General features: G+C 62.0%; 26 protein-coding genes. 9 read left to right on the top strand and 17 right to left on the bottom strand.

The window, feature by feature from the left end:
* Positions 1-66: 66 nt before the first annotated feature.
* Positions 67-537, bottom strand: a complete 471-nt coding sequence (locus ACERJA_RS10810; protein WP_373608189.1) for a hypothetical protein — start codon at positions 535-537, stop codon at positions 67-69.
* Positions 538-649: 112 nt separating this feature from the next.
* Here ACERJA_RS10810 and ACERJA_RS10805 point away from each other — a divergent pair, with 112 nt between their 5' ends.
* Together ACERJA_RS10805 and ACERJA_RS10800 are read left to right on the top strand one after the other, a co-directional pair.
* Complete coding sequence (locus tag ACERJA_RS10805) at positions 650-994, top strand: hypothetical protein (RefSeq protein WP_373608188.1); 345 nt, start codon at positions 650-652, stop codon at positions 992-994.
* Between the two features lie 63 nt (positions 995-1,057).
* The gene (locus ACERJA_RS10800) at positions 1,058-1,900 is read left to right on the top strand and encodes a BtpA/SgcQ family protein (protein ID WP_373608187.1); all 843 of its coding nucleotides are present in this window, start codon (positions 1,058-1,060) and stop codon (positions 1,898-1,900) included.
* 78 nt (positions 1,901-1,978) lie between these two features.
* Here ACERJA_RS10800 and ACERJA_RS10795 read toward each other — a convergent pair whose 3' ends face one another.
* Genes ACERJA_RS10795 through ACERJA_RS10785 form a run of 3 tightly spaced genes read right to left on the bottom strand, consistent with a single transcriptional unit; the run spans position 1,979 to position 5,123 of the window.
* Entirely contained in the window at positions 1,979-3,220 is a 1,242-nt protein-coding gene (locus ACERJA_RS10795) for a tripartite tricarboxylate transporter permease (protein WP_373608186.1), read from the bottom strand.
* A 57-nt stretch (positions 3,221-3,277) separates the two neighbouring features.
* Entirely contained in the window at positions 3,278-4,351 is a 1,074-nt protein-coding gene (locus ACERJA_RS10790) for a Brp/Blh family beta-carotene 15,15'-dioxygenase (RefSeq protein ID WP_373608184.1), read from the bottom strand.
* The gene (locus tag ACERJA_RS10785) at positions 4,341-5,123 is read right to left on the bottom strand and encodes a lycopene cyclase domain-containing protein (RefSeq protein ID WP_006064479.1); all 783 of its coding nucleotides are present in this window, start codon (positions 5,121-5,123) and stop codon (positions 4,341-4,343) included. The genes ACERJA_RS10790 and ACERJA_RS10785 overlap by 11 nt, the downstream gene beginning before the upstream one ends.
* 429 nt (positions 5,124-5,552) lie before the next feature.
* On the opposite strand from ACERJA_RS10785, the gene ACERJA_RS10780 reads away from it, so the two are divergent.
* The 3 genes from ACERJA_RS10780 (at position 5,553) to ACERJA_RS10770 (ending at position 9,910) form a co-directional block, all read left to right on the top strand.
* On the top strand, positions 5,553-6,419 hold the full coding sequence (locus tag ACERJA_RS10780) for a bacteriorhodopsin (protein WP_373608183.1): 867 nt from the start codon (positions 5,553-5,555) through the stop codon (positions 6,417-6,419).
* A gap of 311 nt (positions 6,420-6,730) precedes the next feature.
* Complete coding sequence (locus ACERJA_RS10775) at positions 6,731-7,324, top strand: hypothetical protein (RefSeq protein ID WP_006064477.1); 594 nt, start codon at positions 6,731-6,733, stop codon at positions 7,322-7,324.
* 246 nt (positions 7,325-7,570) lie between these two features.
* The gene (locus tag ACERJA_RS10770; protein WP_373608182.1) at positions 7,571-9,910 is read left to right on the top strand and encodes an amino acid permease; all 2,340 of its coding nucleotides are present in this window, start codon (positions 7,571-7,573) and stop codon (positions 9,908-9,910) included.
* Between the two features lie 123 nt (positions 9,911-10,033).
* On the opposite strand, the gene rpl12p is transcribed toward ACERJA_RS10770, so the two are convergent.
* From rpl12p to ACERJA_RS10755, 3 genes are read right to left on the bottom strand one after another with little or no spacing between them, the layout of a single operon-like run.
* Entirely contained in the window at positions 10,034-10,375 is a 342-nt protein-coding gene (gene rpl12p, locus ACERJA_RS10765; RefSeq protein ID WP_006064476.1) for a 50S ribosomal protein P1, read from the bottom strand.
* 18 nt (positions 10,376-10,393) lie between these two features.
* Positions 10,394-11,434: a 50S ribosomal protein L10 gene (locus ACERJA_RS10760; protein WP_373608181.1), complete on the bottom strand. Its 1,041-nt coding sequence runs from the start codon at positions 11,432-11,434 to the stop codon at positions 10,394-10,396.
* A 1-nt stretch (position 11,435) separates the two neighbouring features.
* A complete protein-coding gene (locus ACERJA_RS10755; protein WP_006064474.1) occupies positions 11,436-12,068 on the bottom strand; it encodes a 50S ribosomal protein L1 in 633 nt (210 codons plus the stop codon).
* 279 nt (positions 12,069-12,347) lie between these two features.
* On the opposite strand from ACERJA_RS10755, the gene ACERJA_RS10750 reads away from it, so the two are divergent.
* Positions 12,348-12,956: a hypothetical protein gene (locus tag ACERJA_RS10750; RefSeq protein WP_049889608.1), complete on the top strand. Its 609-nt coding sequence runs from the start codon at positions 12,348-12,350 to the stop codon at positions 12,954-12,956.
* Positions 12,957-13,186: 230 nt separating this feature from the next.
* Here ACERJA_RS10750 and ACERJA_RS10745 read toward each other — a convergent pair whose 3' ends face one another.
* The 5 genes from ACERJA_RS10745 to ACERJA_RS10725 all read right to left on the bottom strand — a co-directional run bounded on the left by ACERJA_RS10745 (position 13,187) and on the right by ACERJA_RS10725 (position 16,787).
* Positions 13,187-13,669, bottom strand: coding sequence for a 50S ribosomal protein L11 (locus ACERJA_RS10745; protein WP_006064472.1), 483 nt, complete (start codon positions 13,667-13,669; stop codon positions 13,187-13,189).
* Positions 13,670-13,771: 102 nt separating this feature from the next.
* Positions 13,772-14,074 (bottom strand): divalent-cation tolerance protein CutA, encoded by a 303-nt coding sequence (cutA, locus tag ACERJA_RS10740; protein WP_006064471.1) that lies wholly within the window; start codon positions 14,072-14,074, stop codon positions 13,772-13,774.
* Positions 14,075-14,190: 116 nt separating this feature from the next.
* Entirely contained in the window at positions 14,191-14,382 is a 192-nt protein-coding gene (locus ACERJA_RS10735) for an HEWD family protein (protein ID WP_006064470.1), read from the bottom strand.
* Positions 14,383-14,505: 123 nt separating this feature from the next.
* On the bottom strand, positions 14,506-16,017 hold the full coding sequence (locus ACERJA_RS10730; RefSeq protein WP_373608180.1) for a phosphoenolpyruvate carboxykinase (ATP): 1,512 nt from the start codon (positions 16,015-16,017) through the stop codon (positions 14,506-14,508).
* A 332-nt stretch (positions 16,018-16,349) separates the two neighbouring features.
* Positions 16,350-16,787 (bottom strand): plastocyanin/azurin family copper-binding protein, encoded by a 438-nt coding sequence (locus ACERJA_RS10725; protein ID WP_373608179.1) that lies wholly within the window; start codon positions 16,785-16,787, stop codon positions 16,350-16,352.
* Between the two features lie 123 nt (positions 16,788-16,910).
* Here ACERJA_RS10725 and ACERJA_RS10720 point away from each other — a divergent pair, with 123 nt between their 5' ends.
* From ACERJA_RS10720 to ACERJA_RS10710, 3 genes are all read left to right on the top strand, one after another.
* Positions 16,911-17,636, top strand: coding sequence for a protein sorting system archaetidylserine synthase (locus ACERJA_RS10720; protein ID WP_373608178.1), 726 nt, complete (start codon positions 16,911-16,913; stop codon positions 17,634-17,636).
* A 72-nt stretch (positions 17,637-17,708) separates the two neighbouring features.
* Complete coding sequence (locus ACERJA_RS10715; protein ID WP_373608177.1) at positions 17,709-19,049, top strand: HEAT repeat domain-containing protein; 1,341 nt, start codon at positions 17,709-17,711, stop codon at positions 19,047-19,049.
* Between the two features lie 104 nt (positions 19,050-19,153).
* Positions 19,154-20,956 (top strand): phosphatidylserine/phosphatidylglycerophosphate/cardiolipin synthase family protein, encoded by a 1,803-nt coding sequence (locus ACERJA_RS10710; RefSeq protein WP_373608176.1) that lies wholly within the window; start codon positions 19,154-19,156, stop codon positions 20,954-20,956.
* A gap of 62 nt (positions 20,957-21,018) precedes the next feature.
* Here ACERJA_RS10710 and ACERJA_RS10705 read toward each other — a convergent pair whose 3' ends face one another.
* The 5 genes from ACERJA_RS10705 to sufB form a co-directional block, all read right to left on the bottom strand.
* Positions 21,019-21,453, bottom strand: coding sequence for a metal-dependent transcriptional regulator (locus ACERJA_RS10705; protein ID WP_006064465.1), 435 nt, complete (start codon positions 21,451-21,453; stop codon positions 21,019-21,021).
* Positions 21,454-21,595: 142 nt separating this feature from the next.
* Positions 21,596-22,090, bottom strand: a complete 495-nt coding sequence (locus tag ACERJA_RS10700) for a hypothetical protein (RefSeq protein WP_006064464.1) — start codon at positions 22,088-22,090, stop codon at positions 21,596-21,598.
* A 134-nt stretch (positions 22,091-22,224) separates the two neighbouring features.
* On the bottom strand, positions 22,225-23,280 hold the full coding sequence (locus ACERJA_RS10695; protein WP_373608175.1) for a hypothetical protein: 1,056 nt from the start codon (positions 23,278-23,280) through the stop codon (positions 22,225-22,227).
* Positions 23,281-23,584: 304 nt separating this feature from the next.
* Positions 23,585-24,805, bottom strand: a complete 1,221-nt coding sequence (gene sufD, locus ACERJA_RS10690; protein ID WP_373608174.1) for a Fe-S cluster assembly protein SufD — start codon at positions 24,803-24,805, stop codon at positions 23,585-23,587.
* 3 nt (positions 24,806-24,808) lie between these two features.
* On the bottom strand, positions 24,809-26,239 hold the full coding sequence (gene sufB, locus ACERJA_RS10685; RefSeq protein WP_373608172.1) for a Fe-S cluster assembly protein SufB: 1,431 nt from the start codon (positions 26,237-26,239) through the stop codon (positions 24,809-24,811).
* Positions 26,240-26,285 lie beyond the last annotated feature (46 nt).

The raw sequence follows: 26,285 nt of genomic DNA, 5'->3' as shown, positions 1-26,285 counted from the left end.
CGTGTGTTTCGATGGCGACGGGAAAACGGTCGTGGACGGGGCCGGCCTTGCCGCCTCGAGGCTCGACTATCGCCGGTGACAGCTTGCCCATCCTTCGGGCGTTCCCCGCGTCTGAATCCACCACGCGTCACTACACCAGGGAACGAGTTGAACCCGGTACGTATACTCGAGATCACGGACGTAGAGCCCGCGAACGACTGCCGGATGGTCGTGTCCCTCGTGACGGTCGGGGTCGAACACTGGAAGTTCCTCGAGGGCAGCGAACGCGGTGCCAAACTCTCGCCGCGAGAGGGTGACGTGCTCGTCGGGCCGTTCCAATGCTGCGTGGAGCGAGTCGAGGTCGACGAGCTGGTCATCATCGTGGGGAGTCACGAACTCATCCGGCGGAAGCTGATCGTCGTGCTCGTCGGGTTCGAGCGGCGCTGCCTCAATATACCCGCCGAAAAAGCCTGGCCAGTGTGGCTGTCTCGAGGCTGCGACACCGAGGCCCACACCGCCGAGTGCTTGGAGGACCGAACGCCGGGACGGTTCTGGCATCGCCACAGACTTGGTCCACGACGAATAAGGTTGTTTCTATAGATTTGTTTTAGAGATCAACCTCTTTTACGTTGGAATACATACTTATCTGCGCTCGGTTGTATCTCTCGCTATGGACGAAAAATCCGTGCTCACCCGCCCTCCCGGCGTGCTCGCTGTCGTTTTGCTGACGGTGCTGTACGGCCTCGAGCGAGTCGTAGCGAGTCTCTCCGAGACATCACCCGCGTTTTACACGGGCATCGCGGGGCTCGCTGTCGCCTACCTGCTCTGGCGAGGGTCGGTGATGGGGTGGATCGCAGCTGTCGTACTGTACGCGCTATTGCTGCTCAATCTGGCACTCGGGGCGACTGTCTTTGGTCTCAGCCACGTGCCACTCGTCGCTGTCCCGCTCGTCGTCCTTGCGTATCTGTTGGTCGCACGAACCCGGTTTTTCGACAGCCAGCCGTCGACTGCCTGAGGAACCGATATCGTCTGGTCACTTGTCGTGCGGACTTTTGGCCCTCGAGCCCACACCACCGCTATGTCCACACCGACACCCCTCCGCGATCGCTTCGACGCCGATCGACCCGTTCTCGGGATGGTCCACCTCCCACCCCTTCCCGGCGCGCCGGGGTTCGACGGCGACCGTGACGCCATCCGCACCCGCGCACTCGAGGACGCCCGCCGACTCGAGGCGGGCGGAGTCGACGGCATCGTGCTCGAGAACTTCGGCGACACACCGTTTTATCCCGAAGCCGTTCCGAACCACGCCGTCGCAGATATGACCGCGCTGGCGTCGGCGCTGCAGCGAACCGTTGATATCCCGCTCGGCATCAACGTGCTCAGAAACGACGCCGACGCGGCGCTGTCGATCGCCGCTGCCACTGCGGCCGACTTTATCCGGGTGAACGTCCACATCGGTACTGCGGCGACCGATCAGGGTCTCCTCGAGGGACAGGCCCACGAGACGCTCCGGCTTCGCAATCGGCTCGAGGCCGATGTCGCCATCCTCGCGGACGTTCACGTCAAACACGCGACGCCGGTTGGCGAGAGGGATCTCGAGCAGGCCGCACTCGAGACAGTCGAACGCGGCATGGCTGACGGCGTGATCGTCTCGGGACCCGGCACCGGTGTCGAGACTGCACTCGAGGACGTCGAACGAGTTGCGGACGTCCTGGCAGACCAAGCACCGACACGGGAACGAAACCTCGTCTTCGTCGGCAGCGGCGTCACGAACGAGACGGTCGGCGACTGCCTCGAGGCGGGCGCTGACGGCGTCATTGTCGGCACGGCGCTCAAAGCGGGCGGGGAAACGACAAATCCGGTCTCACGCGAGCGCGTCGAGACCCTCGTGGCGGCCGCGCGAGACTCGAGTCAGCCCTGAATCTACACCGTCGAGCCGAACTCTCGAGCAGCCAGCGCTGGCGTGTTGGCACACGCCGCTAGCAGGCTCTGTACGGCGTTAGAAGCCGACCAGCAACGGGCCGATCAACACGCCCATCAGATGAACCCGTCGCGCACGGAAGCGGATCGGGACCATCCCGATCGCGGCTGCGACGCAGAAGACCACGATCCCGACGACACCGGTAAACAGATACGAGAGGGCTAACAGGAGTGCGAGGACAGCGACCGAAATCTTCCAGTAGGCGATCCGGCCGACAGCCTCGAGATACGCGTCTCCGACGACGATCACGAGCACGAAGCCGAGCAGTCCCGCAAGCACGACACCGGCAAGCAGGATCGGGAGCTCGAGCGGGGCGTCGACGCTTTCGAAGGCGACCATCACGCCGGTTCGGGGCTGGCCGATCGCGACCAGCGCAAATAGTGCGAAAATCGTGTTCGCCGTATCGACGCCACTCGTCGCAACGATATAGCCCCTGTCGCCGGAGCGCCCGGGCACGAACAGCAGGACCGCGACGGCAGCGATCGCCGCCGAAATCCCGGGAATGTAGCCGACGACGGCACCCGCAAGTGCACCGGCGATCGCCGTTGCCCCGACGAGCGGGTGGGACATCGCGATGGCATCGCCATGCTGTGGCGGGATTCCGCTTCCACGGATCGCATCGATCAACACCGGCGCACCGAACAGCCCGGCAAACAGGGGTGCAAGCATCCCGCCGGCCTCGAGCGGCGCGTCCGGCGAGAAATCAAGCGTGAGCAGTCCCAGAACAGCGGCGAGGGCGAACGAAACGATGGCACCAACGCGGCCACGCCACGTCCGTTCGGAGGCGACCAGTGCGACGACGACCATCGCCAGCAGGAGCGCTAGATGGTCCCGAATCGTCGGATACGCAGCTGTCACACCCCACGTGATCGGTAACGCCAGCGGAACGGCTGCGAGGACAGCGAGGATACTGCCGAGCGCGGAGAGTCGAATCGCTTCGTAGCCCCGTCCCTCGAGAACCATCCGGTGGGCCGGCAACGCAGTGACGGCCATCTCGGCGTCGGGGACACCGAGTGCCATCGCGGGGACAGCGTTCAGAAAGGTGTGGACGACGCCGGCCGCAAGCATCGCACAGCCGACGAACAGCGGTGGGCCGGGAATCGACGGCGCGAAGCCGGCGAGCAAGAGCGCGAAGTTGTTCGCGTGGAGGCCGGGAACCAGGCCGCTCAGGCTGCCAAGCACCACACCGCCGAGAACCCAGGCCAGCAACTGCAGCGTCGTGGCGGGATCGGTGACGAACTCGACTCCGGGCGTAGCCATCGATCGATCTGGCTGCCCCATCGGATTTAAACCCGAAGCGGGGTCGGTCGTGACCAGTTACGCGGTTTCAGGGGACCAGAACCGCTGCTCTCGATCGAGCAGCGAGACCACGACGACGTGTGGGGCCGTCAGGACTGCGATGGTGACGAGGTACAGCCCCGCGACCTGCGGGACGGTGGCGGGCGTCTGCGGAACCAGCAGCGCAATCGTGGCGAGAACGACGATCGCACCGCCGGTTAGCGGGGCTGCGTCCCTGATGAACCGACGGCTCGCGTTGCCCACTGCACCGCGAGACAGCGCCGCCACGGCTCGGTCGTCGATGAGCATCGTTCGAAGGATGTGCCGGAGACTGTGCCACAGACAGAAGTAGAGCCCGATCGCGAGAATCGGCGGCACAAAGGCGAACAGGGCAACGAGCCCAAGGGTTTCTCCGGCGTCGATCAGCCACGGGGCCGACACTCCCGAGTGGGCGAGCCCACGCCCGAGTGCGGCGACGATCGCGAGCGCGAACCCGAGGCCGACGGCGAGGCGGACTCCCGGTTGAAACGCCGGCTCGAGCGCCGTCGCGGCGGCAGGGTCGAACAGTCCGACGAGCGTTTCCGCGACGAGCGCGTACTGCTCCGGAAAGGCGATTAGCGGGACGATCATGGGGAGTCCGCCCCGAACGAGGATGGTAAGCGAACGTGAGCCCCGACCTTGGAGGTAGTCGACGCCGATCAACTCGATCATCGCGTAGACATCGCCCTGTCCCCAGTGAAACAGGGTGAGGAGAATAAACAGGACGAACGCGGTCGCCGGAGCGAACACCCAGACGACGGCGTAGGCCCCGCCAACCGTGAGATACAACAGGCCGATCGCTGCGAGCGATCGACGAGTAACCGGCTCGTCACGGGCTCGCGGAAGCACGAGGTGGTCGACTGCTCCGTGGGGGAGCCCGAGCACAAGCACGCTCACGAGAAGGGGCAGGAACTGGACCCAGAGCGGAAGCGAGCCGGCTACCGCGACGATCGCGAGTCCGGCGAGAACCGTCATCGCGCCGGCTGCGAGGCTTACCACGCTGGCCCAGTCTCGAGCCTGGGACCACGTCACTGGACCAGTCGCCCGCTCGAGCGTCGTCGTGTTATCCGGCATCGCTCCGGTCTGCGAGACGGCTCCGGACGTCCTGAATGGTCGTGTCGCTGTCGAGTCGATCGAGCGTCCACACGTACAAGACGAGCCCCTGAACGAGGAAGACGTTTGTCACGAGGAAGAACAGCGCCTCCTCGATCGGGAGCCCGAGAAGCGTCAGGCCCGTGGTATGCGTGTCGGAAATGACCCAGACGCCGAGCCCGATTGCGATCCGATCGACGATCCAGAGGTACAGCGTCGGCACGGCGATGGCGAGCAGCGTCCTTCGGCGGACGTCCCACAGCGCCGTGAGTCCGAACGCCCACTGGATCGCGAGAATCGGACCGGCCCAGAGCAAGATCGCGCCGAGATAGAACGTCGACGTCGTCCCGAGAAGGATCCAGCCGAGTCCGCCCACAGCTAGTCCCGCGATAGCACCGAGGAGGCGGTGTTTCCAGGGGATCCACAGCGAGCGATCAGGTATCTGGAGGACGTGAAAGAGCCAGAGTGCGGTCAGAATCGGCTGTAAGATAAAAAAGAGGTACTCCCCGACCGGGGCGTGCCAGATGGTCGCCACCACGGCTCCGTCTCCGTACCACCAGACCCCCTCCGCGATCAACAGGTTGTCCCAAGGAGTCGTGTAGGTCACCGCGAGGACGAGCATGATCGCGAGCCCGCTGGCAGCCCGTCTATTCCACCAGAACCCGTCTCGGCGCAGGCCGAGCCAACCGAGGACGATGATCGGCGGAAGGACGAACACCGCGTGGACGCCCAGATAGGTCAGTGCGACGCTCATACAGTGGGGGCGAACGCGGTGTTCGTGTCGGCTGCAGATCGGTCGGAGTGATATTCGTTCGGTGCCGTGACGTCAGGCCTAACACCGACTCCCCCGGCTCCGACCAACTGGTTACTCATATACTTATCGTAGGTGATGGAGACCTAACAAACGGATACCATACTAGTTAGCCCTCCCTGTATGGAGACAGCATCGCTGGGGATCCGTTCGACGGTGTCTCAGGAGTGTCTTTCCCGACGTCACGAATCCTGGTGGTGTTTTCGAGAAATTTGCTATCACTGGTCCGGAGACACGCACGGAGAGGAGATGTGAAATGTCTTGTTCTCTGGTATTATCGGCAGCGATTGAGGCCGCTGCCACCGCTTGAGCGGTCCCTTACTAGTATGGATTTACTATTATCCACCGTCGGGTCGTCAGTATTGTTGTAGCATGATTGAAACGATCGCGGCAGAGATGGCAACGTACGCACAGCTTGTCCCGCTCGAGATGACCCAGACGGAGATTTACGAGAGCGTACAGGACGATACGCTCCTGAACGCTTCGTTCTGGGCCAACATTGCCCTCGCGGGGATCGCGATCCTCCTGTTCGTCTATATGGGTCGGAACGTCAAAGACCCACGAGCCCAGCTCATCTGGGTAGCGACGCTGATGGTGCCGCTGGTCTCGATTGCCAGCTACACCGGACTCGCCTCCGGGCTGACCATAAGTTTCCTGGAGATGCCGAGCGGACACGCCCTGGCGGGTGAGGAGGTACTCACGATGTGGGGACGGTATCTCACGTGGACGCTCTCGACCCCGATGATCCTGCTTGCACTCGGATTGCTCGCAGGGACGAACCTGACGAAGCTCTTTACGATCATCACCGCTGACATCGCGATGTGCGTGACCGGCCTTGCGGCCGCGATGACCACGTCTTCCTACGCCATTCGGTGGTTCTGGTACTTCATCAGCTGTACGTTCTTCATCGTCGTGCTCTACGTCCTGCTGGTCGAGTGGCCCAAAGATGCCGAGGCTGCGAACACCGCCGAGATCTTCAACCTGCTGAAGATCCTGACGGTGGTGCTCTGGTTCGGTTACCCGATCTTCTGGGCGCTCGGCGCGGAAGGGCTGGCAATCCTCGACGTGGCGATCACGTCGTGGGGCTACAGCTTCCTCGACATCGGTGCAAAGTACGTCTTCGCGTTCCTCCTGCTGCGCTGGGTCGCCGCGAACGAAGCGGTGATCGCAAAGCAGCCGTCGACGTTCAGCATTGGTGCAGGGCCGGAATCGGGAGCCGGAACGCCTGCAGACGACTGAGCCGGTCTGCTGTACCGATCTGTCAGCCCAACCGTGACGCCACGGTTGGGCCGAACGGACGTACAGCGGTCCGTATCCGGACCTGAACCCGCTCCGCGATCGCGTCGCTTCCATTTTTCGAGTCGTGCGTCCCTGTCATGGCCCGTCCTCGCTGTGAGATCTGCTCTCAACTACTGTCTGTCCTCCTCGCGAACACCGCCTTCGTCACGCATCATCTCCTCTTCGTCTGTTTTCGCTCGACCGACGCCAGGTCGGTTGTCGCCGATCCAAAAAGGCTATAATCGGCACTATCCATCGGCCGCTCAGGCCGCATGCACGATCATGACAAGTACACGCAACTCGTTCTGGAGGGATCGGAGTACGAGTTTCTCCGCGCCCGCCGCGGGCTACTGAGTGGGTGGTCGATCCCGCAGAAAATCCGCCGCTGTAGCTACCTCCTGTTCGCGTCGTCGACGTTGCTTCCAATCCTGTTCTTTCTGCCGCCTGCCGTCCGCCAGCAGCATCTCGGGGTCGATCCGATCTCTTCGCGCGTTGCGCTTACGGCGTTGGTGCTGTTTAGCGTCTGCTGTCTGGTCGTGGCGAGCGTCGGCCTCGCCGCCACCGCCACGTACCGCGATCGGCTCGATCGCATCACCGAGCAGCAGGCGTGGTCGCTGGTCGGAATCGAGGGGCTCTTTTCCGGGATCGGCTTCGGGAGCGGCTTCCTCGGAGTCGTCGCCACGCTCGTCCTCGCGAGCGTCGGCTACGCCGGTGTCGAGACCGTAGAAACGCTCGTCGCCGCCGGTGTCGACCCGTATCACTCGCAGGCGGTTGTCGCGGTCCCAGTCGTCGTGGCCAGCGGCATTGCGTTCTGCTGTGCAATCGCCGTTTTCCTTCTCAGCGTTCTCACCGAATCTCTCAGCTAACGACGCCTGATTGTATCCCGCGCTGACTGTTCTCTCCCCGAAACAGGGCCGTTTGCACTCGCTCGAGGCGCGTTTTCTCCGGCTGGTTGCCCCGACTGATCACCGACCGTGAATATGTTAACACAGTAAGGTGTGAGTCCCTTACACACTCAGTTCGCACATACAGCACGTGCCTCCGTTTCACGATATCCCTGAACAGATCAACGATCGTACTCACAGTCGCGACACGAAGTGGGTGATCGATCCGTGACGACCGAACTCAACCGTGACCTCGGTCTGCCAGCGACGATGGCTGTTGCGATCGGTGCGATGGTCGGCTCCGGCATCTTCATTCTTCCCGGTGTTGCCTACGTCACTGTCGACGGGCCGGCCGTTGTCGGTGCGTTTCTCCTCGCGGGGATTCTCGTCCTGCCGGCGGCACTTAGCGCCTCCGAAATGGCGACGGCCATGCCGGAAGACGGCGGTTCGTACGTCTACGTCGAACGCGGAATGGGGCCGCTGCTGGGCACGATTGCCGGAGTCGGCAACTGGTTCATGCTCTCGTTCAAGGGAGCGCTTGCGCTCATCGGCGGCGTGCCGTATCTCGTGTTCGTCGCACCGGAGCTGGGCAACTACATCCTCCCGCTTGCGGTCGGACTCGCCCTGTTTTTCACCGCCATCAACGTCGTCAGTACGAAAAGCACCGGCAGTCTGCAGTTCGTCATCGTCGGCCTGATGCTCCTCGTGATGGCCTGGTTCGTCGTGAGCGGTGTCGGTGGCGGCGCCCCCGAGCGAACTGCCGGCTCCTTCGACGTCGGAAGTGGCGGCTTTCTCGCCGCGACCGCACTCGTATTCATTTCCTATGCAGGCGTGATCAAAATCGCTGCCGTCGCTGAAGAGGTCAAAGACCCGGGGAAAACGATTCCGCGGGCGATGATCGGCTCGCTCGCGATTACCACCGTGCTCTACGTGCTTGTCGTGTACGTTGCGATTGGCATCGTTGACGTCACCGGTGCGATCGAGGCCGGCCAACTCGAAAGCGACGGTGAGGGACCGATCATGGCACTGGCCGCCGAGGCAACGCTCGGGACGATCGGCGTGACTGCCGTCGTCATCGCTGCGCTTTTAGCTCTCGCGTCGACGGCGAACGCCGGACTGCTCTCGGCCTCGCGCTTTCCCTTCGCGATGGCTCGAGACGGACTCGCCCCGCCCCAGTTCGAGCGGATCAGCGCCCGGTTCAACACACCAGCGCTTGCTGTCTCGTTGTCCGGCGCCGTGATCGTCGTGATGATCACCTTCCTGCCGATCGACCAGGTCGCCAAGTTCGGCAGCGCGTTCCAGATCATCGTGTTCATTCTGGTGAATCTCACCGTAATCGGCTTTCGCGAAGGGGCTGTCGACGAATACGACCCCGCCTTCGTCTGCCCGTGGTACCCCTGGATACAGCTATTCGGGATGGGAAGCGGGCTCGTAGTCCTCACGCAAGTGGGACTGGTCCCGCTTGCCGGTGCGATTTTCATTACCGTTGTCTCGATCGCCTACTACCTCGTCTATGCGCGCCACAACGTCGATCGTGAAGGTGCCGCTCGTGACGCCGTCCGACGGAACATCGGTGCATCCGCGGTCGAGCGAACTCGAGCACTGTTCGAGAGCGACGCCGAGTACGACGCGCTCGTCGCGATCACCGAGGAGACCTCCACCGACGCCAAACGAGATATGCTCCGAATGGCGACGGACCTGGGTCGAGTCCGAACCACTGCCGTCTCCGTCGTCGAGTTCGTCGACGTCCCACACCGGGTCTTCGCCGAGCGACATCCCGAAATCGTCGACCGAGACCTTCCCGAGTGGTTTCCGTCGGATCCCGAGGACGCGCCGTCGTGGTTCCCGACGGATGAACTCGACCCACCCGCTCGAACGTCCGGCGGCGTCGACCTCCCTCCCTCGGAGACGGACGCCCCTCTCGAGCAGCTACCGACACGCATCGAGTATCGCGAAATCGATAGCGAAGACCACCGACGCGCGATCGTCGACTTCGCCACCTACGAGAACTGCGATCTCCTCGTCCTCGAGCGAAACGTCGCCGAGTTCCACAGCCGCCTCTTTGGCGGCGAAACCGAGTGGATCCTCGAGAACGCTCCCTGTGACGTCATGTTGGTCGATGACGACGAGTTCGACGAGGCCGACGAGATTGCCGTCGTCGCGAACCGCGGTCCCTACGACCCGCTCAAACTACTCCTGGCCGACGCGATCGCCGAGGAGACGGGTGCCGAGATCAACCTCCTGCAAGCGATCCCCGCTGATCCACCCGACAGACAGCGACGGACGATGGAGGAGTATCACGACGAACTGATCTCGATCTGTACCGTTCCCACGCGATCGACGATCGTCGAGGCCGACGACGCGGTAGCAGGACTGGCTCGCTTTGCCCGCCCTGCCGACCTGCTCGTCATCGGTGCCGACCGAACGGGCATCAGCGGCCGTCTCCTCGGTCGCCCCGGAAACCAGTTGATCGACTCCGTCGACTGCACCGCGGTGATGGTTCAGACCCACGAGGGTCGTCAGGACGGGCTCCTCAAGCGACTGGTCATGGACTACCTGTTCCGCTAGCGGCTGTCTCGTGGCATTTCGTGACACTCAGATGGCACTCGTTTCGGGTTCAACTCTTGACAGCGACCGCTACGGACGCTGGGCCAAAAAAATCAGGATTGAACTGTGTCGTCGCGTCGCGACTTAGCCGAAGAGTTCGCCGAGGCCCTCGCCACCGGCGTCGTCGTCTTCGTCGTCGTCTTCGTCTTCGTCCGTCGTGTCTGGGACGTCGCTGGTTTCTTCGGCTTCCTCACCGTCGTCTGCAGCCCCTGCGGCTGCGCCGCCTGCGGCGGCACCTGCAGCGGGGACGGCAGCGGCTTCCGAGACTGCCTCGTCGATGTCGACGTCCTCGAGTGCGGCGACAAGCGCCTTGACTCGGGATTCTTCGACGTCGACGCCAGCAGCGTCGAGCACGCCAGTGATGTTGTCTTCGTTGAGCTCTTCGTCCGTTTCGTTCAGGATGAGTGCAGCGTATACGTATTCCATTGGTAAATCCTCCGTTGATTATCCGAACATTGCGCCGAGTCCTTCGCCACCGCCACCGTCTTGGTCGTCATCGTCATCGTCGGTGTCGGCGTCGTCGGCCTCAGCGTCGTCGTGGTCGTCTGCCGATTCGTCCTCGCCCTCGTCGGCCGCTGCCGGTGCGGCAGGGGCCTCGACGCCCTGCAGTTCCTCAGGCAGGGCGTCCTCGTCGTCGATCTGGGCCGCAAGCGCACGCAGCTGTGCGTCGGCCTTGGAGACGAGGTCGGGCATTAGGGCTTCGTCCTCGATCGCCGCCTGCAGGCCGAGGCTCTTGGCCTCGCCCGTGGCTTTGGCGATGAGCGTTGGTGCAGTTGCTTCGGTCGGGTAGCTCGCATTGACCGAGAGGTTTCGAGCGCGAGCGGCGGCCGTCGCCACGTCGCTCTCGTAGGCCTCGATGTCGATGTCGAGGTCCTCTGGGTCGAAGAGCACGCCTTCGGCAACGACTGCCTGCAGGTCGAGCCCGACTTCCTTGGGTTCGATCCCAAGCTCGCTGAGGACGTTCGACAGGTCCGCGGAGACTTGCTCGCCGGCCTCTAAGACCGTCGAGTCCTCCATGACCTGGATCGAACCCTCTTCGATGCGTGCGTTTGCACCGATGCTCTGGAGTTCGCCGACGAACGGCCCCGGATCGACACCGGTGTCACCCTCGGGGATGACGATGTCGTTCGGGGCGACTTCGCCCTCGTTAATCGGAGCGGGCGTCTTCGACGCCTCGAGTTCCTTGTAGAGGGCAAACGGGTTGTCGTCCGTCGCGATCAGGCCGACCTGCCCTTCGATGTGGGTGACGAGGTCGTCCAGTCCAGTCTCTTCTAAGGCACGGACCTGCAGGGTGTTGCGGCTGACGCGCAACTCAGCAGTGCCATGCAGGTCTCGGCGCATGTCCTGGAGCTGCTTGCTCGGAATGCCAGCGATGCCGACGATACCGACGCTCTCGTAGCTGTCGATGAGCGACGTGAGCTCGTCGACTTCTTCTTTCTTCCACTGGGGAAGGTTCTCGGTTTTGCGTTCAGCCTGTGCGCTCATTCTAGGCCACCTCCACGGACGGCCCCATCGTCGTCTTCACGTAGACGGCGTCGATGTTCTGGGGCCCCTTCTCGAGGTCAGCGTGCAGGCGACGCAAGATAACGTCGATGTTGTCCGAGATGTCCTCGGCATCCATGTCTTCGGCACCAACGAGCGTGTGGAACGTTCGTCGGTCGCCGGAGCGAAGCTGCACGGTGTTTTTGAGCCGGTTGACAGTCTCGACGACGTCGTCGTCGGGCGAGAGCGGGTCCGGCATCTTCCCTCGAGGACCGAGAATGGTACCCAGGTGCCGGGCGATATCTTGCATCATCGCTTCTTCAGCGATGAAGAAGTCCGTCTCGTCAGCCATATCCTTGGCTTCGTCATCGTCCAGATCGGCCACATCGTCGACCGAGAGCACGTCGTCCGCAGCCTCTTCGGCGCGGACAGCGGTTTCGCCCTCAGCGATAACGACAATGATTGTCTCCTGGCCGGTTCCGGACGGCAGGACGATAGACTCATCAACACGGTTCGACGGTTCGTTCAGGTCAAGGTCGCGCAAGTTAATCGCGAGATCTACCGTTTCGGTGAAGTTCCGATCGGGCGACTCCTCGAGTGCGCGAGCCACTGCGGTTTTAATATCCGAATCTGCCATCGTTCACCTCCGTAGTACGCAGGAATGCTCCTACGGGTCAGTGAAACAGGCAATGCCTGTCTCTGTTGAACGAAGTGGCATGTCGAACTTAAACCCGTCGAACTGTCCTGCAGCGACACTCCGGAGCGGGCGCTGACACCGAACGACACGGTCGATGACTGCTACCGAGAGACACATCTCTGGCTCTACACTCGAGACGCTGTCCGTTGCGCTGATCGCGCATAAGAATGACTCTAAGAACCGAAAATATTATTGAACATGAAGGTATAGATTTGAACTATGTGGCCGTTAGATTTATATACGACCATCGTTCCGATGACACTCGAGTCGGTCGGACCGCTCGTGCTCAGTGGAATCGACGGTGAGACGTACCACTCACTCGGCGCGCTCGAGCGGGCGGGTGTACAGTTCGTCGCGACGTTCGTCGTCGCTCTGGTCGTTCTCGGATTGCTTCAGGGGTACGGTCCGAGAACGGTGACGAAATCGCGACGGAGCCCAGTCATCTCGCTCTGCATCGGACTGCCAAGCCTGCTCGTTCTTGCTGGCGTCACTGCGACGGGGTATCTCATCATCGGGACGAGTCTCGGGACGTTCTTCGGCATTGTTCTGGTTGTCATCGGTCTCACCGTAATCCCGATACTGACAGTACTCGGTATCGTCGCGATTGGCCACTCTATCGCAGCTCGTGTGGGCGTCGACCGGCTGTGGGCTGGCGTTATCGCTGGGAGCGTTCTTAGCGGTCTCGTTGGCTTCTCGATAGCTGCAACCGTCGCCGCTGCCGTTCTTGCTGGGGCACTTGGTGTCGGCGCTGGTGTCCGCGTCTTGTTCGGGTCCGGTAGCTCGACCAGTCCTGACGAGCGAACCGTCCCGCCCGCAAACAAGATCTGACGCCCCCAGAACCAGGCCGAGTGAACAGTCCCTGCGACATCGATCATGCAGTGACGGCTGCGTAGCCACTGCCTGTCGTGAGACGGCCTCCGCTATCGGTTGCACGCGACCGAAAGCGCCGGGTTAGGTCACAACTGACGGACAGGGGTCCGTCTCAAAGGGAGCACAGACCGGCGGCTCGACGGTTGACGTCAAAAAACGGTCTCGTCCGGCGTCGACGTCCGAACCGATTACGCGTCTGCCGCGAGCACGTCGTCGTACTCGCCGCTGTCGACTTTTTGCTTGAAGTCTCGAGCGTCGTTGCCTTCGATGGTAACACCCATCGAGGCGCAGGTGCCAACGACTTCTTTTGCTGCGTTGATCGTATCGTAGGCCAGCAGGTCTGGGTGTTTCTGCTCGGCGATCTTTTTGACCTGGTCGACCGAGAGGTCAGCGACGAAGTCCTTCTGTGGTTCGCCACTGCCAGTCTCGAATCCAGCCTCGTCTTTGACGAGTGCGGCCGTCGGTGGGACACCGACGTCGATGTCGAACGAGCCGTCGTCGTCGTATTCGACGGTGACGGGCACTTCTGTGCCGTCGAACGCGGCCGTCTGGTCGTTGATCTCCTGTACGACTGCCTGCACGTCGACGGGGGTCGGTCCGAGCTCGGGACCGAGCGGTGGGCCAGGGTTGGCCTGGCCACCCGGAACGAGCACTTCGATGGTTCCAGCCATATCCGTGATAACCCGTGCGCGAGTTTTAAGGGTTGCTTTTTCGGGCAGTCACCGCCTGTGACGGCGTACCGTGGCGGTCGGTGTGTGGGGACGGACAGGCGATCAGTCGATGCTTTCTGCTCGCCACTGTGCGAACGACTCGAGGACGTCGGCTTCGTCGAATCGCTCGATACACGGAACGTCGTGTGGATGGAGCGTCTGGACGCGGTCGACCAGTTCGCCGTAGGCGTCATCCGTCGTCTTTGCGAGCAAGACGATCTCGTCGTCGTGGTGGATCTCGCCCTCCCAGCGATAGGTCGAGGTCGTCGAGACACTGTTGACACAGGCCGCAAGCCGCTCCTCGACCAGTGTTTCCGCGATTTCGTCGGCAGCAGCCGGTGGGACCGTAATATAGACGGTTGGCATACTGCTGAATACGCACGACACTGCAAAAAAGATCCGCGCGTCGCTCCCATCGCGTGCGGCAAAGACAGCTGTCGGGTGGTTGATCTGCTGTCTCTCGTCGGCCGCTACTCGTGTGATCAGCCGTCGCTTTCAGCGACTGGATTGAACGTTCCGTTGATATCCCACTCGTGAAGACAGTGTGGGTTTCCGACCTGCTTCTCGCCATCTTCACGGGCGAGTTGCCAGGCCTCGAGGTCGCTATCCCACTGTTCTGCTCGACCACACCGTTCGCAAACGCGGGCCGTCGGCGTTCGTACCTGTGGACTCATTACTGGAGGTGAGAACTGCACTCATATAACAGTATTCCTGTTCGGCAACGCCACATATCCTCCGAAAGAGACGGTCAACACGTCAAAACAGGGATCGTCCGCGACACGAACTCGCTGTGTCGATCAGTAGACGGCGTCTTTGATCTCGTCGCGGAGTTCGTCGAACTGCTCGAGATACGCACGTCGCTCGTCGCGCAGCTCTGCAACCGCATCGTCGTAGTCCTCGACGTGGTCGGGGACGTAGTACTCCTCGATGTCCAGTCCGGGAACGGATTCGGGAATCGTCAGCCCAGTTCGGTCGTCGTCGGTCCATTCGATCGTCCCGCGTGCAGTTTCGGTCAGCACCGTGACGGATTCAGTGACGCCGATATCTTTGGATTTCGCGCCGAGATAGCCCGTGTTGATGACGAAACACTCGGCGTTGAGCTCATCGATAAGATCCTGGAAGATGTTTCCTTCCTCGCCCTCAGGACCCATGATGAAGGGGTTCGTGCCAACGACACGGATCGACTCGCCCGCTCGAGACGGATCGCCAGCGCTGGTCTCGATCGACTCACCGAGCATGAAGGCGACGGCTGCCTGCTCGTCGTTGAGCTTCGCGACCGGCGGCATCAGCGGGTTTCGCGTGATGAAAAAGACCTGATCCATCCGCTCGAGATCGATCTCTTCGTCGGCGCTCTCGAGTTGATCGCGCTGGATGATCGCGCGGGAGTTTGCAGTGTAGCGGTCTTCCTCGAAGTGGACCGTCCCATCGTCGTCGACGGCGACGTTCTCGAGGATTGCCGACTCGTCGGTTGCAGCCTCGTAGAGTTCAGGCTGTTCGTCTTCGCCGAGGCCGATCGTTTTGATGAACAGCCCCTTGCCCTCGCTGCCGGGGACCGAGCCGTCCGGCAGGAGGCCACAGACGTCGTCCTGAAGCATGGTGGCGTCTTCAGGCTCCTCGAGCCAGCAGCCGTGAGACGTCAGCGTCGATTTTCCGGTCGCCGAAAGCCCCATGAACACCTGCCCGACAGTACGCAGTTCGTCGTCGTCATCGCGGACGCGAACGCGCTTGCTGCCGGCGTGAAGGCCGAGCCCGCCCTGCTCTTTGATCCGGCGCATAAACAGCCGGAGGAACGACTTCTTGGCCTCACCGGTGTAGTCGCTACCTAACACCGCAGTGAAGCTTTCATCGGGCAGGATGCGGATTGCCGTTTCGTCGTAGTCGGGCAGTTGGACCGTGTACAGATCGGGTTCGCGACCGTCAGTCGGTTCGAACAGGTTCGCCCACGCCAGCGCGATCCGGGCGTGCTCGACAGGGACGAACAGACGGCAACAGAAGGACGCCTCCGGATGACGGCCCATCAGACGGTCGACACAGACCAGTTCACGATCGCCGGCGAGCTCGATTGCGTCGTCGACAAGTTCGTGATCGTGGTCGGAAAACTCGTGATCGATGGTGTTTTTCGTCCGATCAGAACTCCGCGAGCGATACTCGCTGACGTACGACGGCGAACCGAACTCGGTCGTCGTCTCGTCGTCGGCCGCAAGTTCTCGAAGTTCTGCAAGCGATGGATTGTACCGGACGTTCGACGCTGTCTTTGGATCGGGAAGCTGCCGGACCAGCGGACGGGTCTCAGCCCCGGTTTCGGACATATACATAGACCACCGTTAGCCCGATGTATAAACATGGAGGATTCTGACCGCCGTATGTCATATCCTACCCAGTGACCAGATGACATACGGCATTTTATGCCCTGAAGCCGGCCTAAACGGCTGATTTGTTATCCAGCAACTAACTGTCTCAAATCATATACATATGGAAATATACTCGAAAAAGGAATAATACTCATCGACAGACTGCGGTGGTTTGCACTCGAGTCAGCGGCTGTTACCCGAGGTCATTACCAGCAACGAAAGTTAGGACAGAAGGGACTGATTACTCGATGGTCGGCATCGGTACGCTCGCGAAAATCGAGCTGTGACACTCACTCGGAGACGATAATCTGCCCGATCATGCCGCCTTTGACGTGTGGTTCGCAGATGTAGGTGTACGTTCCGGGCACCTCGAAGGTGTGTGCGAACGTCTCGCGCGTGCCGAGCCGACCGCCGGTGCTGTCGTGCCAGGCGTTTCGTGCCGTCTCCTCGTCCTCGTAGTCACCAGTTGCAAAGTACTCCGCTTCGTCTGGCATACTGTCTTCGAGGGCAGTGACGGTGTGGTCGGCTCCGCTCGTGTTCTTCCAGACGACGGTCTCACCGACGTCTGCTTCGTACTCGTCGGGCAGGAACTCGTTTCGGCTCATGCCGATCGTACACTCGCCGCCACCACACGGCTCGTCTTCGAAGGCGCTACGAACGGCCGAACAGCCCGCAAGGCCGGCGGAGACCGCGGTCCCGACGGCGGCAAGATAGACGCGCCTGTTCATGTGAACGCGTTAGGAGAGTCGCGATATAACGGCCCCGGTTCGATCGTCGAACGCCACCCCAACTCGAGCGATTGCGTTCGCAAACGAAAACACGTAAGGTAGCTGCACGTCGAATCCGCGAGTATGCTCCCCCGGTTTGTCGGGCGACTGGGTGTCGCCGACGCGGTGACGATCGCCAACGCTGCACTGGGGTTTGTGGCCGTCGTCATCGCCTTTGTCGACATCGATCTTGCCGCGCGACTGATCTTGCTTGCCGCGATTGCAGACGGGTTAGACGGGATACTCGCGCGGCGGTACGGCGGCACCGACGCCGGCCCCTACCTCGACTCGCTTGCCGACGTCGCCTCCTTCGCCGTCGCCCCTGCCGTCCTCGCCTTCGTCGTCATTACCGACGGCTTCAACATCGGCTTCGATGCGGTGACGACCGAGCTACTGCTGGTCACTGCGATCTGTGGGCTGTTCGTCGCCATGGCCGTCACCCGGCTTGGCATGTACACCGCGTACGACGTCAGCGGGAGCTGTACCGAAGGCGTCCAGACGACACTCGCGGCGACGATTCTCGGCGCGGCAATCCTCGCGGGCGAAACCGAGCCGTGGCTCGTCCTCGCGGTCACGGGCGCGTTCTGTTATCTGATGGTCTCGCGAATCCGATACCCTGACCTCTTCGCCCGCGACGCCGCGATCATGGGCGTCGTCCACGCACTCGCGATCCTCATCCCGTCGTTTGCCGGTCGAACGTTTCCGTACGCTCTGCTGACGCTTGGGATCGCCTACATGACACTCAGTCCGTGGCTCTACTGGCGTGAGGACACACAGCCGGACACACCCGAACTGCATGGAAACGCTTAGGACGGTCCTGACACGACCGTAATGTATGCACACCGCTACGCGTCGACGTCGTTTCAGCACCCGGGTGATGTCATGAGCGACGACGAGTCAGCAGATGACAACGGAGCGGACGCCGAGGAGGAACAGGAACCAGTCGACCTCGAGGCGATTCGCGACGAGCTCGCGTCCTTCGAAAACGATGTCGAAGGCCTCGACGCGGACCTCGAGGCAGCCGACACCGAAGACGATCTGGACGTCGTCGAAGCCGATCTCGAGACGTTCCGCGACGCGTTCGACGAGCTCGAGATTCCGGAGCCACCCGAAACCGACGACGAAGAAGACGAGGAAGACGAGGAGCCAGCGCCCGAAGAAGTTCTACAAGAGCGCTACGACGATATCGACAGCGACGTTTCGGATCTCGAGTCCGACCTCGAGGACCAGCGCGGTCCCTACGGCGAAGACGTCGTCAGCGAGCTCAACAGTGCCAGCGGCACGATCACCGGCACCCGCTGGACAGAAGAGGGTGACGAGGAGCTGCTCGCAGCTGTCGACGACTTCCTCGAGACGTTCAATGACCTGCTCGGGAGTGACGTGACACGAGCCGCCGACGGCGACAATGTCCCTGACCAGCTCGAGGCGACGCTCGAGGATGCGGTCGACGCCGTCGAGGCCGCCGCACTCGATGCCGACGACGACGCCGAGACGATCGCCGGCCTGCTTGAGTGTTGTGACGACCTCCAGTCTGACATCGACGACGCCACCGAGTGGACCGACCTCAAGGTCCGCGAACAGATGCGCAGAGAGGGCTTTTACGACGTACTCGACCACATCAAAGACTTCCCACCGGAGTGGCACGCGCTGAAAGTCCACGAAAAGCGTGGCAACGTCGAGATGATCCTGCTCGCCCTGGAGACGTTCGACTCCGACTTCATGGAGGAACACTGTCTCGAGGCGCTCGAGCGAATGGGTCCCGAAGAAGCGATCGAGCCAATGCTTCAGAAGGCTAACCGCCGAGATACGGCCGCAATGAGCATCCTCGGCAAGATCGGCGTCGACGACGACGAGGTCGTCGAAACGCTGCTCGATTACGTCGATTCAAACCCGAACCTCCAGCAGCCAGCGTTCAGAGCGCTCGGTGAGGTCGGGTCCGAGGAGGCGGTTCAGCCAATCGCCAACCAGCTGGTCGACGAGAATCCGGACGTCCGGAGCTGGGCCGCTCGCGCACTCGGCCTGATCGGCGACACCCGTGCCATCGAGCCACTCGCCGACGTGCTGGCCGACGACGACGAAGACCGTGTTCGCGCCAGCGCTGCCTGGGCACTCAACACGATCGGCACGGCCGAGGCCCTCGAGGTCGTCGCCGACTACAGCGACGACCGCGCGTACCTCGTCCAGGTCGAAGCCGAAAAGGTCTCTCTCGAGCCGGCAGCCTAACGGTCGGAATCGACTCGGTTTTTCGCGTATCCGTTTGACGGACAGCGCTCACCATCCGCCGCTGAGCCAAGGGTTTATAACAGAAAGAGCGACCAGACGGCCCAATGGAGCGCCGACGGCTCGCCTACGTCGTTCTCGCCGCGGTCGGTGCCATCGGACTCGTCATCACCGTGACTGCGGGAGTCGGGTTCACGGCGGCCGAGCCCGCGACGAACGAGCACTCGTCGACCGAACCAACCCACACACTCGAAACCAACCGATCTTGTCCGCCCAGCGTAGCCGAGCCGACAAGCACGCCAAACGGGACGACAACAGCGACGAACTCCACCGCTGTTGGTCCCCGAATCGTCGAACTCTATCCCAATCCAACCACCCATGGCAACGTCGGCGAGTATCTCGTCCTCGAGACGCCCGAAGCGACGTCACTCGAAAACTGGACGATCACCGATGGACACACGACCGCTGCCCTTCCCAACCAAACCGTCTCTGGACCCATCGCACTGAGTGCCGATCCGGACGCGACCGATGGGCTCACTGACCACCCTGTGCTCGCGTTCGACGGCACACTCCGCCTCGCCGTCGACGGCGACGACCTCACGCTTCGAAACGGAACGACAACAGTCGACGCGGTTTCGTACGACCGCGCACCGACAGCCGAGCGGTGGTACCGGGCCGACGGCGGCGCGGTCGCTGCTGACTCACAGCCACCCGACCCAGCCGACGGCAACTGGCACCCTCGAGACGCGACCTGTCTCCCGGTGTCGAGTGTCGATGCCGATTCGGCGACGGCGTTTGTCCTTCCCGACGCGCCCGGCCTCCCACGTGAGACGCTCGCGGAAGCCGACGATCGACTGCTGCTTGCGGGCTATACGTTCACCTCGAGTGAGATTGCAGACGAACTCGTCGCGGCGGTCGACCGCGGCGTCGACGTCGCGGTCCTCCTCGAGTCTGGCCCCGTTGGGGGCACGCCACAGGCGACCGAACCAGTCCTCGAGACACTCGAGGCTGGCGGTGTCGACGTCCGCGTCACCGGTGGCGAGGGTGCTCGGTACCGGTACCATCACCCGAAGTACGCCGTTGCCGACGACACGGTCCTCGTCACGAGCGAGAACTGGAAGCCCTCGGGTATCGGCGGCGCCTCGAGTCGCGGCTGGGGTATCCGACTCGAAAACGAGCGTCTCGCGGCTGATCTCGCGACGGTCTTTCGAGCCGACCATGAGGGATGGGACACCGAGTCCGCTTCGAGCCACCGGGCAACGACTTCGTTCGTCGACGATGACAGCGACGGGACGGCAACTCGTTCACTACCAACCGAACACAAGCCGACGACAGCCCCTGTCGATACAGTCGAACTCCTCGTTGCGCCGGACAACGCCGAGCGGCGACTGATTGAGCTACTGGCCGAAGCCGACGACGAAATCCTTGTCAAGCAGGCCAGTATCGGTGACGACGTCGCCGTTCTCGAGGCAACGATCGACGCTGCTCGTCGTGGTGTCGACGTCGAGATCCTCTTTGATTCGACGTGGTACCACGAAGCCGAGAACGAAGCGCTCGCACAGGAGCTCCAACAGCTGGCTGCCGACGAATCGCTCCCGCTCGAGGCCAGACTCGTCGAGGAAACCGACCAGTTCGAGAAGATCCATGCCAAAGGCGTGGTGATCGATCGGGAGGTTTCCGTCGTCGGAAGCGCCAACTGGAACGAAAACGCGTTCGAGAACAACCGGGAGATTCTCCTCGCAGTCCACAGCACGGCGATCGCAGCCTACTATGCAGCCGTCTTCGACGCCGACTGGGATGGCGACAGCGGGCTGTGGACACTCCCGTTCGAGGTTAGTCTCACCGTCGTCGCTGCACTCGCGATTGCAGCGCTCGTTGGCCATAGATACGTGCGGTTCGGTCAGTCATAAATTCGCTCGAGGCACAAGCCAAAGAGAGCAGCGTGTTCAGCGCGTGGACGATCGGCAGCGACTCAGTCTGCACGCCCGTCAGGACTGACCTCGAGCCGTTCACAGTAGTCCAGTTCGGGGTCGAAACAGTCCGGGCAGTCACAGGGCCGGTCGATAATCGTGTCGAGGCGTTCCGCGACAGTATCATCAATAACGCTCTCCAACGCGCGGGCTTCCTCGCGGAACTCATCAACCTCGAGGACGTTCGCGAGGAAGCGTTCGATGATACAGTACGTCTGGAGGGCGTTGTGTGCGCGTTCGATCCCCTCGTCAGTCAGGCTCGCACCCTTGTACTTCTCGTGGTCGACAAACCCTCGATCCTCGAGTTTGCCGATCATTTCGTTGACACTGGCTGGACTGACCTCGAGTAAGTCCGCGAGCGTACCGGTCGATGCGGGGCCCTCTTCAATTCGCTGTGCGAGGTAGATCGCCTTGAGATACTGATCTGCGGTGTTCATTGTGTCCCTCCGTTGAGACCGCCTGTCGCGGTAATCGTTCGCCGGGGCGACAGCATCCGGGCGTCCATACAGAAGCGTGTCCGCTGCGGTATCGTTCGGCGCACCGCGATCGGTGCAACAGCCGCCTCTGTCAGCCGCACGCTCATGCTCGTTGCTCCATGATCTTGGTCACTTCTTCGACACCCTCACGTTCCTCTTCTCGAATTCCAGAGAGGGTCTCGAGGAGTCGATCACGATCGATGGCGAACTCGGTGTCGGAGGCCTCGATCGCTTCGATCAAATCGTCATAGAACTTGTACGCTGTCTCCTCGTTTGCCAGCTGATCATAGAGGACGCCATCGGTGTCCTCTGGTGGCCCATATCGGGCATCGACCAGCGTGTTGATTTCCTCGTAGGGGACCGTCTCGGCCTCGAGGTCCTCGATCAGCGTCTCGAGTCGCTCGCGATGGTCGGCCGACTCCGCTGCGGCCTCGATGAGCAACTCTCGGACCGCCTCATCGACTGCGGCCCGCTCTTCCGGGGGGAGCGAGTCGAGATGGTGGGCGGCACGTGACTCGACGAGTTCCTCCAGGACGACCCCAATCTGGAGGAGTCGGGTCAGTTGGTTGTCGCTCGAGACGCGCTGTCCCAAACTCATATCACGTTGTCCGGGCCGCTGATACTTAACCGTCCCTACTCGGTGTCTTCGTCCGGGTCTGCCGGCACTCATTCGGGCCTTCTCCGACTCGAGAGAGGTCGTCCGTGTCGAACACGGTCTGCTGCCTTGATAAATCACCGCCGGTACCGCCAGACGCGTGTGCCTTCACCACCATCGACGCAATCGACCTGTTTCAGCCCTGCCTTGATACAGCGCCACCAGCCATCTGCCGTCTCGTAGCCAGCCGAACACTCCGAATAGAGCGCCTCGACGAAGTCAGATCGGCGCGCCGATCCTTCGTCTCGCACGTACGCGAGCGCTCGACCGACAGCGCGGCGACGTTGCTCGAGTATCTCGGCTGAACGGCCCGGAATCGATAGCGCCTCGAGGTCGGCGAGATCTTCGCCGGGACGGATCCCACCCCCAGCGAGCTGTGTCGAAGCGGTGTACTCGAGGCCCGTCTGGATCTCCCGGTTCAGACGCTTGCGTGTCGTTGCAACCGCTCGTCGAGAGAGTTCGTCGAGTCGCTCGGACTCGACGGTGCCAAGCACACCGGCATCTTCCATCACCGGGTCCTCCGGAATGCGTGCGACGCGTTCCGGTGACAGCGTCGAGGTGGTAGTGGCTGTTCGCTCGAACTCCGCCGCCGAACCGTCGTCTGTCCCGTCATCCGAACTCGAGGGGGGCTGGTCACCCGTTGCAGTGTTCGTGCTCGTATCGTCTTGTTGATCCGTCGAACTGGGGCCGTGTCGAACCGTTCGGGGTGAGCCACGGACCTCGAGCACCGATTCGGGTGTCTGTGGCGTCGTTTTCGATGCCACGTCGTGCTGGCGTTGGCAGTCGCGGTGCTCGTCGCTTGCGTTTGTGTCTCTGTCCGAGTTGCTCGTGTCGGCTTTTGTTACTGTTTCGTCGTCCGATTCCGTTCTGCCAGTCGCCTGCACCCCATCTCGATCGGCCGGTGACGAGATCGCCGCCACACGCTCCTCGAGTCGGCTGAGTCGATCGCCGTGTTCTGCCAGGACCCGGTCTCGATCGCCGTCGTGATCAGGCGTCTGTTCGGCCTCGATCGAGCCGCGGTGCTCGATGATCCAGCGAACGTACGCCTGACGGCTTTCGAAGCCGAACAGTTCTCGCTCGGCCTCGAGTACGTCGACGAGATCGTCCTCGAGTTCGACGGAGAGGGCTCGCATCAGTCCAGAGTACCAGATCATCATACAAAAGTCGTCGTCAGACATAGCGACGACGTTGGACAGACAGCGTCGGCTGACGATGATCGAGATGCAGCCGGTCGCCTATGCCAGGGTGAACTCGAACAGTAGCAGCATTCGGTCAGAAAGAAGCGTCCGTTACTCGCGGCTCGCGTCGTTTCTCGCTCGAAAGCAGTGCTTCGAGATGAACTGCCGGCAAACGTCGCCGACTACGCTCGCTTGCGAAGACACCGTGGGATCGACGACCCCACGAGCCGTTCACTCGCTCGCTACGCACATCCGCCGACTACGCTCGCTTGCGAAGACGCGCAGCAACGAGGTCTTCCAAGTCCTCGCGCAGTTCGTCGACGTCGATTTCCTCGAGAACGGGCACGAAGAAACCTTCGACGAGCATGTTGCGTGCGGCACGGGGGTCGACACCGCGGGAGGTCATGTACAGCAGATCCTCGGCATCGATCTGACCGACCGTCGCGGAATGGCTGGCCTCGGTGTCGTGGTTGTTGATGATCAGCTTCGGTGAGGCGTCGGCCTCACTCTCGTCGGAGAGCATCAGCGTGTTCTCGCGCTGGTAGGAGCTGGTGTCCCAGGCATCTCGGCCGACGTCCTGGACGCCCTCGTACACCGAGCGGGCGACGTCGTCGGTGACGCCGCGGGTGACGAGGTCGGCAGTCGTGTGCTCGGCACGGTGCCAAACCTTGATATCGAGGTCGAAGTGCTGGTCGTTATGACCGTAGAACGCACCGACGATCTGGGTCTCCGAGGAGTCACCGTTGAGCTCCGTCGAGACCTCGGTCTTCGTCAGCTTGGTCCCGAGGTTGCCCTCGATCCAGTCGATCGTCGCGTACGTGTCCGTCACACCACGCTTGACGGTGAAGTTGTAGGCGTCCTCCGAGAGGTTCTGGAGGCTGCCGTACTGGACGTAGCTGTTCTCGCCGGCGGCGACTTCGACGATGCCGCTGTAGTACTGCTCCTCGGCTTCCTCGCCAGTGGACTGGCGCTCTAAGATCGTCACCGAGGACGATTCTTCGGTGACGACGAGCGTGTAGTTGAACAGCGAGCGGGAGTTCTGCTCGGTCCGGATCGTCACGTCCTCGGCATCGACGCCCTCTGGGACGTAGACGACCGTTCCCGTGCTAAACAGCGCCGTCGACAGCGCCGTCAGGTAGTTCTCCTGGGGATCGACGATCGAGCCGAAGTGCTCCTCGAGGAGCGCCTCGTGCTCGTCGACCGCTTCGGCCCACGACAGGACCTCGACCGTGTCGGGACCGACCTGGTCTTTGTTCTCGGCCGCGTTCAGCGGGTCCACGAGCGACTCGAAGTCGAGTTCGTGGAGGTTCGTCCAGTCTCGGCCCGGCGTCCGGATGACGTCAGGCATATCGAGCTCCTCGAGGGCCTCGAGGGCCTCGAGACGGATCTCTAAGAGCCACTCGGGCTCGTCGAGGTTCCCACTAATTTCGCGTACCTGTTCGTCGGTTAGATTGGCGTGTGCCTGTGTTCCTGCGCTCATGTGTTATCCGAGGCTTCCCTCCATCTCGAGTTCGATGAGACGGTTGAGTTCGACGGCGTACTCGATCGGCAGTTCTTCGGTGATCGGTTCGATGAAGCCGGCGACGATCATCTTCTTGGCGTCGTCGTCGTCCAGCCCGCGGCTCTGGAGGTAGAAGATGTCCTCGTCACCGATCTTGCCGACGGTCGCCTCGTGGGCGACGTCGACTTTCGACTCTTCGATCTCCATGTACGGCATGGTGTCCGAGGTGGACTCGTTGTCGAACATCAGCGCGTCACACTCCACCGCAGTCGAGGAGTTCTCGGCACCGTCGGCGATGTGGACGAGCCCGCGGTAGTTGGTGCGGCCGCCGTCTTTCGCGATCGACTTGGACTCGATGGTCGAGCTCGTGTCGGGCGCGTTGTGGTAGACCTTCGCGCCGGTGTCGATGTTCTGGCCCTCGCCAGCGAAGGCGATGGTAATGTGGGTGTCCGTCGAGCCACGACCCTTGAGGATCGTACATGGGTAGAGCATGGTTGCTTTTGAACCCATGCTGCCCGAGATCCACTCCATCGTCCCGTTTGCCTCACAGATCGCGCGTTTGGTGTTGAGGTTGAACGTGTTCTTCGACCAGTTCTGCACCGTCGAGTACTGAACGTGAGCGTCTTCTTTGACGAAGACCTCGACGCCGCCGGAGTGGAGGTTGTGTGCACCGTATTTCGGTGCCGAACAGCCCTCGATGTAGTGGACTTCCGACCCTTCTTCGGCGATGATCAGCGTGTGCTCGAACTGGCCCATCCCTTCCGAGTTCATCCGGAAGTACGCCTGGACCGGCATCTCGACCGTGACGCCCTCTGGGACGTAGACGAACGAGCCGCCGGACCAAACGGCACCGTGCAGTGCGGCGAACTTGTTGTCGCTTGGGGGGACACAGGTCGTCATGAAGTACTCCTTGACGAGCTCGGGATGCTCCTGGACCGCGCGGTCCATGTTCATGAAGATGACGCCTTTCTCCTCCCACTGCTCTTGCATGTTCTGGTAGACGACCTCCGACTCGTACTGTGCACCGACGCCCGAGAGCGCGTTCTTCTCGGCTTCCGGAATGCCCAGTTTGTCGAAGGTGTCTTTGATCTCGTCTGGCAGCTCCGTCCAGTCGTCGACGCCTTCACGCTTGTCGACGTCCGGGCGGATATACGGGACGATCTCTTCGATGTCCAGTTCGGTCAGATCCGGCTGGCCGGGCCAGTCCGTCGGCAACGGCATGTTCTGGTACTGCTTGAGCGCGCGCAGGCGGCGCTCGAGCATCCAGTCTGGCTCGTCTTTGTCGTCACTGATCAGTCGAACGACCTCTTCGGTGAGGCCCTTGTCCGATTTGACGGCCGAGCGTTCTTCCTTTTTGAACTCGAACCGCGCTTCAGTGTCAGTTTCTTTGAGGTGATCTTGTTCGGAACTCATAATTTGATTGTGTATATGGTTACGGCTGTAGGGTTATTACCGTTGT

The organism is Natronorubrum sp. A-ect3, from assembly GCF_041821125.1.
Classification (GTDB): domain Archaea; phylum Halobacteriota; class Halobacteria; order Halobacteriales; family Natrialbaceae; genus Natronorubrum; species Natronorubrum bangense.
This window is presented reverse-complemented; position numbering and strand designations above follow the sequence as displayed.